This window comes from Stenotrophomonas sp. P5_A8, assembly GCF_056400545.1.
Genome location: NZ_JBFULB010000154.1, coordinates 1 through 9,086 on the forward strand (window position 1 = coordinate 1; position 9,086 = coordinate 9,086).

The 9,086-nt window shown below is 65.1% G+C and carries 10 protein-coding genes and 1 pseudogene; all 11 read right to left on the reverse strand.

The window, feature by feature from the left end:
* Positions 1–230: 230 nt before the first annotated feature.
* Complete coding sequence (locus AC1DQP_RS12095) at positions 231–974, reverse strand: pyridoxine 5'-phosphate synthase (protein ID WP_256776602.1); 744 nt, start codon at positions 972–974, stop codon at positions 231–233.
* A gap of 4 nt (positions 975–978) precedes the next feature.
* Complete coding sequence (locus AC1DQP_RS12100; protein ID WP_457319839.1) at positions 979–1,236, reverse strand: hypothetical protein; 258 nt, start codon at positions 1,234–1,236, stop codon at positions 979–981.
* A 64-nt stretch (positions 1,237–1,300) separates the two neighbouring features.
* On the reverse strand, positions 1,301–2,761 hold the full coding sequence (cls, locus tag AC1DQP_RS12105; protein ID WP_457319841.1) for a cardiolipin synthase: 1,461 nt from the start codon (positions 2,759–2,761) through the stop codon (positions 1,301–1,303).
* Between the two features lie 125 nt (positions 2,762–2,886).
* Positions 2,887–3,300, reverse strand: a complete 414-nt coding sequence (locus AC1DQP_RS12110; protein WP_038691524.1) for an ExbD/TolR family protein — start codon at positions 3,298–3,300, stop codon at positions 2,887–2,889.
* 3 nt (positions 3,301–3,303) lie between these two features.
* Entirely contained in the window at positions 3,304–3,729 is a 426-nt protein-coding gene (locus AC1DQP_RS12115) for an ExbD/TolR family protein (protein WP_038691526.1), read from the reverse strand.
* A 57-nt stretch (positions 3,730–3,786) separates the two neighbouring features.
* Positions 3,787–4,548, reverse strand: a complete 762-nt coding sequence (gene exbB / locus AC1DQP_RS12120) for a TonB-system energizer ExbB (protein ID WP_256776079.1) — start codon at positions 4,546–4,548, stop codon at positions 3,787–3,789.
* Positions 4,549–4,633: 85 nt separating this feature from the next.
* Entirely contained in the window at positions 4,634–5,302 is a 669-nt protein-coding gene (locus AC1DQP_RS12125; protein ID WP_478051674.1) for an energy transducer TonB, read from the reverse strand.
* A gap of 146 nt (positions 5,303–5,448) precedes the next feature.
* Positions 5,449–6,651 (reverse strand): tetratricopeptide repeat protein, encoded by a 1,203-nt coding sequence (locus AC1DQP_RS12130; protein WP_478051675.1) that lies wholly within the window; start codon positions 6,649–6,651, stop codon positions 5,449–5,451.
* A 132-nt stretch (positions 6,652–6,783) separates the two neighbouring features.
* Positions 6,784–7,590 (reverse strand): M48 family metallopeptidase, encoded by an 807-nt coding sequence (locus AC1DQP_RS12135; protein WP_478051676.1) that lies wholly within the window; start codon positions 7,588–7,590, stop codon positions 6,784–6,786.
* Positions 7,591–7,662: 72 nt separating this feature from the next.
* Positions 7,663–8,514: a lysostaphin resistance A-like protein gene (locus AC1DQP_RS12140; RefSeq protein ID WP_478051677.1), complete on the reverse strand. Its 852-nt coding sequence runs from the start codon at positions 8,512–8,514 to the stop codon at positions 7,663–7,665.
* A gap of 76 nt (positions 8,515–8,590) precedes the next feature.
* A pseudogene (gyrB, locus tag AC1DQP_RS12145) lies at positions 8,591–9,086 on the reverse strand (DNA gyrase subunit B); the annotation flags it as partial.

Genomic DNA, 9,086 nt, shown 5'->3' on the forward strand with positions numbered 1-9,086 from the left:
CTTCCGGGAACAGTGGTTTGGACGGAGGGGAGCGGGGTGTTCATGGCAGGCGGGCCGCAGAGGTTAATCTTTGGTTAGCAGTATTACTAACCACAACCCCACTATATCCCGAAAGTCCCGCTACGACGGGCCTCTGGCGGTACAGGTACGAATTCGTCCCCAAACTTGTCCACAGGCCACACGGGCAGGACATCGTCGGTCATGGCGCCAGTCAACGGTCGGTGAGCGCCTTACAGTAACGCCAGATATCCCTTCACCGTGGCGTCCAGCCCGGCATACAAGGCCTCACTGATCAGCGCATGGCCGATCGAGACTTCCAGCACGTCCGGCACGGCCTGCAGGAAGTCGCGCAGGTTGTCCTGCGACAGGTCGTGGCCGGCGTTTACTCCCAGCCCGGCGGCCTGGGCACGACGCGCGGCATCGGCGAACAGGGCCAGCATCGCGCTGGCGTCACCGGCGGCATGTGCTTCGGCATAGGGGCCGGTATAGAGCTCGACGCGATGGGCGCCRATCGCCGCGGCCTGGGCGATATCCGGGTTGCCGGCATCGACGAACAGGCTGACGCGGCAACCGTAGGACCGGAGCTCGGCGATCAGCGGGCGCAGCCGCTCCCCGTCGCGGGCGAAGTCGAACCCGTGGTCGGAGGTGAGCTGGCCGTCGCCGTCTGGCACCAGGGTGGCCTGGGCGGGCCGGGTCTGCGCGCACAGCGGCAGCAGGCCGGGGTAGCCTTCGCGCGGCGGGGCGAACGGGTTGCCTTCGATGTTGAACTCGACGCCACGCCGGGCGGTGAGCGACGACAGCGCGACAACGTCTTCGGCATGGATGTGCCGGCGGTCCGGGCGCGGATGCACGGTGATGCCGTGCGCGCCCGCGTCCAGGCAGGCCGTCGCGGCCTGCAGCACATCCGGGTCGGTGCCGCCGCGCGAATTGCGCAGCACGGCGATCTTGTTGACGTTGACGCTGAGCTGGGTCATGGCACTACGGGGTGTCGGTATCTTCGGTGGCGGCCTGGCGGCGGGCCTGGCCCAGTTCGCGCAGCCGGCGCAGTTCGGCGGGATCGATCACGCTGGAGATGTCGCGCTGCAGGTTGCCGAAACGCGCGACGTACAGCCCGCGCACCCAGGCCAGCAGGAACACCAGCGTCCCCAGCAGGGACAGCAGCATCACCCCATCGTGGGGCGTCTTCAGCGCCAGCGCGAATGCGCCCAGCGCCAGCAGCAGGAACAGCCAATGCATCGTCATTCTCCCCGTTGACCGGGCAAGTGTAGCGCCGCCGGCCGCTGCGGTTCCACGTGGCCGGTCACAACAGCGGCGAGGCTAGCCGGGCGAACGCCTCGGGCACCCGGTGCCGCCAGAGCGAGCGCTTGCGGTCGTTCTGCACGCGCACGGCGGCGTCGAACTCGGCGGCCAGAATGCGCTCCAGCGCGGCCACGCGATCGGCATCGACGAACATCATCGACAGCTCGAAGTTGAGCCGGAAGCTGCGGTGGTCGAAGTTGGCACTGCCGACGATGCACACGTCCTGGTCGGCGATGAAGGCCTTGGTGTGCAACATGCGCGGGCCGTATTCGTAGATCTTGACCCCGGCCAGCAGCAGTTCGTCGAAGTAGGACCGCGCCGCCTGGGTGACGAACCAGGAATCGCTCATCTTGGGCACCAGCAGGCGCACGTCCAACCCGCCGAGCGCGGCCGAGGTGAGCGCCATGCGGGCCGCTTCGCCAGGGACGAAGTAGGGCGTCACCAGCCAGACCCGTTCACGCGCCTCGTGGATGGCCGCCACCTGGAGCCGGTGGATGGTTTCCCAGGCCGAATCCGGCCCGGACACCAGCACCTGCGCATCGATGCGCCCGTCCTGGCGGCTGGGCATGTCATGCGGCCACAGCTGGGCGATGTTGAAGCGTGCCGGCTCCTGCCCGGTGGCATAGATCCAGTCCTCCACGAATACCAGCTGCAGGCTGCGCACCACGTGCCCGACCACGCGCATATGCAGGTCGCGATAGGCGTCGGGACGACGGCTTTCGTCCTCCTCGTCGGTGATGTTGATGCCGCCGGTGAAGGCCATGCGGCCGTCGATCACCACCAGCTTGCGGTGGGTGCGCATGTTCAACCACGGCCGCTTGAACGGCTTGAGCAGCTGCCGCGGATGGAACCAGGCCACCTCGCCGCCGGCGTCCAGCAGCGGCTGCAGGAAGCGCTTGCGGATGCCCGAGGAACCCACTGCGTCCAGCAGCAGGCGCACGCGCACGCCGGCCTGGGCGCGCTCGACCAGCGCATCGCGCAAGGCGGTACCGGCGTGGTCCGGGTTGAAGATGTAGTACTCCACGTGCAGGTGGTCCTGGGCAGTCGCCACCGCCGCCAGCAACGTGCGGTAAGTCGCCGCACCGTCGACCAGCCACTCCACCTCGGTGGCCGAGCTGGGCGCCAGCCCGGTAGTGGCCTGGGCGATCTTGGACAGCTCGGTGCAGTCCGCGTCGGGCGGGCACACGCTGCTGTAGTGCTCCATGCCCGAGCGCGCGCGACCGCGACGCAGGCGCTGCCGCTTCACTTTCTGCGGGCCCAGCAGGTAATAGATGAACAACCCCAGGTAGGGCAGGGCGGCCATCGACAGGATCCAGCTCAGCGTGGCTACCGGCTCGCGCTTCTGCAGCATGATCCAGCCGGTCAGCCAGAGCAGGTAGAGGATGTAGGCCGCCACCAGCAACGGACGGAGGTGCGGGACGGCGTCGAGCCAGGCCGCGAGGGCAGGGTAGGTGGCGAGCATGCGCGGATGATAGCGGGCCGCGCGCGTCCCGTGCGCGCGCGCGGCGTTGGCCAGTGGCGGGGCAAAAAAAAACGCCCCTCTTCCAAGGGGCGTTTTCCAGTCGCGTCATGACTGCGTCGTGCGGTTTACTGCTGTACGAAGCCGATCTTCTTCATCTGAGCATTCTTCGCGGCAGCCAACACCTTGGCCATCACGTCGTACTCGGAGTCCGGGCTGGCGTCGATGCGCAGTTCCGGCTGGTTCGTCGGGTCCTTCTGGACCTCCTGTTCCATCCGCTGCTGCAGCTCGCCGGTCGCGACCGGGCTGTTGTTCCACGAGACCTGGTTGCTGGCGTCGATCTTGAGTTCGATCGGCGGCGGCGGCTCGACCAGCTGCGGCGGTGGGTTGAGCACGCGCTGCGGCAGGTCCACGGCGATCGGGTACGTCATGATCGGCGCGGTGACGATGAAGATGATCAACAGCACCAGCATCACGTCCACGAGGGGCGTGACGTTGATGTCGGCCATGGGGCCTTTATTACCACCAGTACTGAACGCCATGGCTTACTGCCCCTTCTCTTTGGTGGCAACGAAGCCAACGTCGAGCATGCCCTGTTCCTGCGCGATCTTCGTCATCTCGTTGATGACGCGCATCTTGGTGGTGCGGTCACCACGCAGGTTGAGGGGCGGCTGCGGAGTCTGCTGGGCGGCGGTCGACAAGCGGGACTCGAGGGTCTGCTTGTTGATTTCCTCGTCGTTCCAGTAGATCGAGCCGTCTTCCTTGACTGCCAGGGTGATCGGGCCCGAACGCTTCTCAGCGTCTTCCGGGTTCTGCACCAGGTTGGCCTCCGGCAGATCCACCTTGACCTTGTGGGACATCAGAGGCGCCGTGATGATGAAGATGATCAGCAGCACCAGCATCACGTCCACGAGGGGCGTAACGTTGATGTCGGCCATGGGGCCGCCGCTGTTACCACTACTGAAAGCCATAACGGGCTCCGTCTAGATCGTGTTGACTACGTTCTCGCTCGGTGAAGCGCGTCGCAATTAGCGGACGCGCGAACCGGTGGCGAAGAAGTCGTGCAGGTCGTGAGCGAACGTATCGAACTTGCTGATCGTGGCGCTGTTGATCTTGCTGAAGAAGTTGAAGGCGAACACGGCCGGGATAGCCACGAACAGACCGATGGCGGTCATGATCAGTGCTTCACCCACCGGGCCGGCAACGGCGTCGATCGAGGCGGAACCGGTGGCACCGATCTTGATCAGCGCGCCGTAGATGCCCCACACGGTACCCAGCAGACCGACGAACGGAGCGGTTGCACCGACGGTGGCCAGCAGGGTCATGCCCGACTGCAGGTTGTTGCTTTCGCGGGTCACGGCCTGACGCAGGGCGCGATCGACGAATTCCGAACGGCTCAGGTTCTCACCCAGGCCACCGGTTGCGCCGCCTTCGGCACGCTGGTGGTGGGCAGCTGCCTGGGCAGCGTCGAGCGCGATCTTGGAGAACGGCTCGGAAGCCGGCTGTTCTTCCATGGCACGGATGGCATCCTGCGCGTTCGGGGTATCCCAGAACAGGCTCACGACCTTGTCGGCCGCGCTCTTCAGGCGGGTTGCACGGAAGATGTTGATGACGGTCCAGTACCAGGACATGGCCGACATGACGATCAGGGTCAGCAACACGACCCAGGAGACGGCGAAGTCACCCGGCTGGGTGGTCATTTCGTGGATCAAGTGCTCGAAGCCCATCTGCGAGAGGGCGTTCGACGGGTTGCCCCCAGCAGCAGCGGCGATGAAGAGTTCCTGCAGCATGACGCTTACCTTTGTTGTGTGTGGTGATGAATGGTGTTGCTACAAATAACCGACGGGACGGTGGCCGGCGGGCCACCGCGAACCATCAGTTCAGCGCAAAGTTGACCGGGACGCGAACGCGACCTGCGACCTTCTTCCCGCCCGACTCCGCAGAACGGAAGCTCCACTTGCGAGCTGCTTCCATTGCGGCGCGGTCGAGGTCACGGTTACGGCTGGACCGTTCGACCGACACATTGGTGACGTTGCCATTGGCATCGACATMAATGATCAGGATGACTTCACCCTGGATACCTGCACGGAAAGCAGCCGGCGGGTAACGCGGGGGGTTCATGTTCTTCGAGGAGATATCGACACTGGCCTCGATCGTGCTCGGCGGCGCGGGCGGCGACGGCGGGCTCGGAGGAGTGACGATGTCGTTCGCACGCGGTTCCGGCACGTCGACCACAGGAGCCTGCGGCGGTGGCGGCACCGGCGACGGCTTCGGCGGCGACAGGTTCTTGACCGGCGGCGGCGGCGTTTCAGTCGGCGGCGGCGGCGGCGGCGGCGGTGGGGGCGGCGGCGGAGCGTCGACCAGGGTCACCATGATGTTGCGTTCCTTCTCCGCAGCAGCCTTGGGGGCCACGGCGGGGATCAGAAGCATCATGAAGGCGGTGAGATGCAGTGCGATTACAAAAGCGATACCCACGATCCGCGGCCAGCTGAAGCCGGTGTCATCGCGTTGTTCGTACCTGTGAACGACTAGTTGTTCCGTCATGCGCCAAGAGCTCATTAGTGGGGCCGGGATACCCGGGGACAGGTAGCCCATGATCAGCGGTGCATGACACCGCAGGAACCTCCAAGCTTATACCAATCCTGAGCGCCTGCGCATCACTGTGGCAGGCATTCAGGCGTTATTCCCACTTACTTCAGGTTGATGATTTTGTCAGCATCCTTGGGGTTCTTCACGCCCTTGGCTTTCGCCTGGCGCGCCGCTTCCTTGGCCTGCGGAATACGACCTTCCTGATACAGCACCTTGGCCAGGTTCAGGTAGGTTTCACCGTCCTTGGAAAGCGGGGCGGCGTTCTGCCACGCCTGGATGGCCTTGTCCGTCTGTTGCGGGTCGGAGTAGTAGTACGCCTGGGCCTGGGCCAGGTACACCTGGTAGTCCGGCTTCAGGATGCCCTTCTGCAACCCATCATTGATAACGGCAATTACGTCCTTTTCTTTGCCCTCGGTGTTGGCATAGATCGAATACAGCTGCTTGTATTCACGTTCGTCGGTGAGCTGACCGGCCGTGTACAGCTTGCCCATCACCGCGCCGGCCTTGTCCATCTGGTCAGCCTGCATGTACATGCTGGCCAGATTGAGCTGGGCCTTCTTGTCGGTCGGGTTCTTGGTGGCCAGCGCTTCGGCCTGCTTGACCGCTTCACCGGTCTGGCCGGCTTCGGACATGGCCGCCATCAACAGCTGGTTCCAGTTGTCCTTCGGCTCGGGCGAGCCGGCGATGGCCTGCTGCAGCACCGGGATGGCATCGGCGTAGCGCTCGGCCTGGTACAGCGCCTGGCCCTTGATGACCAGTTCTTCCGGCTTGGTCGACTTGCTTTCGGCCAGGTACTTGTCCAGCGTGGCCAGGCCCGCGGCGGTCTCGTTGTCCTGCAACTGCAGCTGGGCCAGCATCAGCATCGACTGGAAGTGGCCGTTGTTTTCCAGGCCGTTGAATTCCAGCACCTGCTGCAGGTACTTCTTGGCCGCAGCGGAGTCGTCGGTGTTGTAGGCGGCCTGGGAGCCCAGCTGCGCGGCCAGCGACTTGTCGTAGGTGTTGGCGGCGGGGTTGGCCAGGATTTCATCGGCCAGGGCCCGGGTTTCCGGGAACTTCTGGTYGTTGTAGCTGTCAATCAGCTTCTGCAGCTTGCTGCCGAGCTTGGCCGACGCCTTGAGGTTCGGCTCCTGGCGGGTCGCGTTCGGGTAGAGCGCCTCGGCCTTGGCCTGCTTGTTGCCACCGCTGCGGCCACCACGCTCGGACGAGCGGGAGGACTGGGCGAAGGCATCGGTGACCACGGCGCCACCAATGGCGGTCGCGATGAGGACGGAAAGGACGGCTTGCTTGTGATTGCTGAAAATCATCTTTCACCTCGATCGAACCGCCGCAGCGGCATCAAAACGGACTGTCAGAAAAATCTGAGCCGCCAAACGTATCAGAAACTGATGGCGTGAGAAATCGTTTCCGATGCTGCAATACAGCATCTTTTGCGCTGATCACCCGCACTTCGGCTTCCGCCCCGCTGCCTGCGCCTGCTGGTACACCCCGGCCAGGGCCGGCGCGTCGCGCTGCAGTTCGCGGATACGGTTGGCCGGGTCCGGGTGGGTGGACAGCCATTGCGGGGAGCGCCCGCCACTGGCGGCCATCATGTTCTGCCACAGGTTGACCGCCTGGCCGGGGTCGAACCCGGCCTCGGCCATCAGCCGTTGGCCGACCACGTCGGCTTCGTTTTCCTGGGCACGGGAGCCGGGGAGCAGGAAGGCCGCCTGCGCGGTCATGCCACCAAACTGATTGACAGTGTTGGCCGCACCTTCGCCGCCGGCCGCGCCGGCCAGGAGGCCTGCCACGGCTAACCCTGTGTTCGCTGTCATCTGCCGGGTCAGTCGTTCCTCGTGGTGCCGCGAGATGACATGGCCGATCTCGTGGCCGATCACCGCCGCCAGCTGATCTTGGTTCTTGGCCACGGTGAAGATGCCGGTATTCACCCCGACCTTGCCGCCTGGCAGCGCAAAGGCATTGGGTTCCTTGTCGACGAACACCGCCGTCTCCCACCGTACGCCACGGTACTGTGGCGGCAACTGGGCAACCAGCGCGTTGACCACGCACTGCACATAGCCGTTCTGGCGGCCATCGGTGCTGATCGTTTCCTTCTGCTTGGTCTCGGTAAACGCCTGCGCGCCGAGTTGGTCGAGTTCGGCCTGCGACACACCGCCCACCATCTGCCGGCGCCCGGTGGGCGAGGTGGTGGTGGCGCAGGCACTGACCAACACCGCAAGCGCAACGCCGAACAGCACTGGTTTCATCGCAGGTCCCCCGTGTTCATGTGCCCAGTGTGTAGGGCCCGGATGTAAATTTTCGTCAAGCGGGCGCGACGCTCAGTGAAGGCCAAGGAACACCAGCGCAGCCAGCGCGATCGCGTTGTTGAGTCCATGCGCCACGATCGGTGCCCATAGCGTACCGGTGCGCTGGTACAACCACGCAAACGCGGCGCCCATGCCGCCGTAGACCAGCCACAACTGGGCGATTTCCCAAGGGCCATTGGCGCTGGTGCCGGGAATTTCATGGATGAGCGCGAACGCCAGGCTGCTCAGCAGCATGCCCAGCCACATGCGGCCGGCCTGCCACAGGCGCCCGAACAGGACGCGACGGAACAGCAGTTCTTCGTAGGCCGGCGCAAGCACAACCGCAAACAGCGCGAGGAACCACGGGAAGCGGGTGAGGGCCTGTTCCATCAGCGCCAGGTTGGTCGGCACCGGTTCGATTCCGGCCTGCTTGGCCAGATAGGCGATGAGGTTGCTGCCGATCACCACGCCGGTGGCGACCAACAGCGTCCAGCCCCAGGTGGAGGGACGGCGTGCGGCCTGCAGCGAGGCGTTGCGTTCGCCGGCATCAGCACGGCGGCGCAGGAAATACAGCAGCAGCGCAGTGCCGCCGGTGGCGACCAGCGCCATGACGATCTGCGCCAGGGCACCGGGTTGGCCCAGTTGCTGGGCCAGGGCGCTGGCGTCGATCGCGTTGCCTTGACGTGCCGCTTCGGAGCCGACGACGGCGCCGCGGTACAGACCCCAGATCAGCCCACTAAGCAGGCTGAGCCCGAACAACGCCACGATGGCGATGCCCAGGTCGATGAAGAAACCCGCGACGGGCGATCGCGGCTTGCCGCCGGATGCGGTGGTTGAGGCAGGGGGCAGCGGAGGCGTGGTGGACGCCGGGGCAGTAGCGGACATCGGATTCCTGGCATCGAAAGGCGATGGCCGGCACGGTTGCAGGTCGCAACCGGCCGGCACTGCTTCGATTGTGTCRGATATCCAGGTTGGCGACCTTCAACGCGTTGTCTTCGATGAAGTCGCGACGCGGTTCGACCACATCGCCCATCAGGGTGCTGAAGATCTGGTCCGCAGCGACCGCATCTTCGATGCGCACCTGCAGCAGGCGGCGGGTGTCGGGGTTCACCGTGGTATCCCACAGCTGTTCCGGGTTCATTTCGCCCAGGCCCTTGAAGCGCTGGATCTGGCGACCCTTCTTGGCTTCATCGAGCAGCCAATTGCGCGCGTCGGCGAAGCTTTCGATCTCCACCGACTTGGCGCCGCGGCTGATCTTGGCGCCGTTGCGGACCAGGCCGTGCAGCAGCAGCGAGGACTGGTGCAGAGCACGCAGTTCGCCGGTTTCGAAGGCCACCAGCGGCAACACCTGGATCATCTGTTCGCCCATGTGGCGACGCGTGACCAGCAGTGCGGCCGGGCGCTCGTCGGTGGGTTCCTGCAGTTCCAGGCTGAAACGCGGCGAGCCCAGGCTGCCC

Coding starts and splice junctions, on each gene's coding strand:
- AC1DQP_RS12110 (WP_038691524.1), bottom strand. CDS start 3,300: ATGGCGTTCAGTACTGGTGGTAATAAAGGCCCCATGGCCGACATCAAC.
- AC1DQP_RS12115 (WP_038691526.1), bottom strand. CDS start 3,729: ATGGCTTTCAGTAGTGGTAACAGCGGCGGCCCCATGGCCGACATCAAC.
- AC1DQP_RS12100 (WP_457319839.1), bottom strand. CDS start 1,236: ATGCATTGGCTGTTCCTGCTGCTGGCGCTGGGCGCATTCGCGCTGGCG.
- cls (WP_457319841.1), bottom strand. CDS start 2,761: ATGCTCGCCACCTACCCTGCCCTCGCGGCCTGGCTCGACGCCGTCCCG.
- AC1DQP_RS12140 (WP_478051677.1), bottom strand. CDS start 8,514: ATGTCCGCTACTGCCCCGGCGTCCACCACGCCTCCGCTGCCCCCTGCC.
- AC1DQP_RS12135 (WP_478051676.1), bottom strand. CDS start 7,590: ATGAAACCAGTGCTGTTCGGCGTTGCGCTTGCGGTGTTGGTCAGTGCC.
- exbB (WP_256776079.1), bottom strand. CDS start 4,548: ATGCTGCAGGAACTCTTCATCGCCGCTGCTGCTGGGGGCAACCCGTCG.